Origin of the sequence: Tenacibaculum geojense (genome assembly GCF_042676005.1) — a bacterium.
GTDB lineage: Bacteria > Bacteroidota > Bacteroidia > Flavobacteriales > Flavobacteriaceae > Polaribacter > Polaribacter geojense.
In genome coordinates this window covers 1-1,883 of sequence record NZ_JBHTJR010000032.1, presented here as the reverse complement: position 1 = coordinate 1,883, position 1,883 = coordinate 1, and the positions used below count along the sequence as shown (strand labels likewise).

At 33.7% G+C, this 1,883-nt stretch carries 1 pseudogene; it reads right to left on the bottom strand.

Going from position 1 to position 1,883, the window contains the following annotated elements:
• Positions 1-1,883 (bottom strand): annotated as a pseudogene (locus tag ACFQ1U_RS06320) (hypothetical protein); the annotation flags it as partial.

Sequence of the window (1,883 nt, the reverse complement as noted above, 5' to 3'; positions counted from 1 at the left end):
GATAGTTATAGTTTCCATCAGGATTTTCTACAAATAAAGTAATAGGCGGGTTGTTTAAGCATAGTACTTGTGGAGAGGTTACCACAAAATCAGGTAAAGGGTTGATGATAATGTCAAAAAATGTATCATCATTTACACATCCTGTATCATTATTTTCTACTCGAACATAAATACGTTGTGGATTGCTAATGTTACTATAATTCATAGTTTCATTGCTAGGAATTACCTCTGTATTATTTTGTGCACCGTTAAGTGAAAGATGATAGGTAATCGTAAAATCATCATGCTGTGCTACAGGATAATTGTTTAAAATATCAGGTTCTTGTGTTGTTAAATCAATTGATTGTATAAATCCGTTAGTATCATCACTATCTTGATCGTCATCACAAAAAGATAAGTTAGAAATATCAGTAATAAGAATATTAGGTTCAGGATGAATTCTAATAAGTAGACTATTGATTCCGTAACGACATCCCGTGTTATTATCTAAAATGCTAATCCAAATAGTTTCTTCTCCTTCATTATTAACAACAGTTGTGTTTGTGGGATTGTTATCGTAACTATTTTTATTTACAGGGTTTACTCCGTCAATAGCATCTTGTTGAGTTGTGTGATAACTAATTAAATATTGATTAGGGTCTCTACCGTCTAAAATTTCAGCATCTTTTACGCTTAAATCAATTTGTTGTTCTAGTCCATTTCTAGTATCTCCGTCTATAGCACCAGTGTCACAAACCTCAAGAGGAGTAATGGTTGTATTGATAATTGGTAGAGGGTTTACAATAATGTCGAATGCTTGGTGATTGTTGTAACACCCTGTATTGTTATTTTCTACTCTAACAAATATGGTTTGTGTGCTAATATCACCTTGTGAAAACCCAGGTTGTGCCGTATTTCTAAAATTAGCATCATTAGCAATAGCATTGGTTCCAGCAGTTGCGTCTGATTGAGATGTGTAATAGGTAACAGTATAATCAGCAGGGTTTTGAGAGCCTAAAATAGTTGAGTTTTGAGCGGTTAAATCAATCCCTGTATTTTCTCCATCGGTATAGCTACCACTGTTAAAATCGTCACAAAGTACAATATTAGGCGCATTATTAGCCTGGGGTACTTGTTGTGCTACTATGTATAATTGACCTATTCCAGTACAGTCATTGTTATTCGTATTAATAATTTTAATATAAATAGGTTGCTGTGTTGTGGCTGGGACATTGGTATTTCTATAACTAGAAAGATTTGTAATTTGATTAATTACAGCATCTCTATCAGCTATTGTTTCAAAGAAAAGAACATCTAAATCTGGTTGAATAGTTGGTGGGAATAAAGCTTTTACTTCATTTTCAGCATCACTAATATCAAAGAAGGTAATACCATCTGTATCGTCATTATTACTAGTGTCATTACCATCAGCATCCAAAAAGTCATCACATTGCTCAAATAAACGATCATAAGCAACATCACCAGCATAGGATACGGTGATATCGATTCGAGAAATTCTGTAACATCCTTGATTTGTTATAGTTCTTACCCAAACACTATCACCATCAGATACGGTATACGCTGTTGTGTTGGTAATAACATTGGTGTTGGCTATTGCATCTGCTTGAGTAGGGTAATAATTAAAAGTTTCATTGTTGTAATTATTAGAAATATTGATTTCAGCTTGTGTTAAATTCACTGTTGTTGTTAAATCAGCATCCGTATCACATTGTAAAAGCTGAGCAGGGTTATTAGCGATTACGGGAAGAGGATTGACAATTAAGTCAAAAGGTTCAAAAGCGGTTCCTGTTTGAGAAATAGCATTACAACTGGTGTTGTCAACATTTTCCACACGGACATAGATGGTTTGTTGATTAATAGTTGTATTTCTATAAGGATTGTTT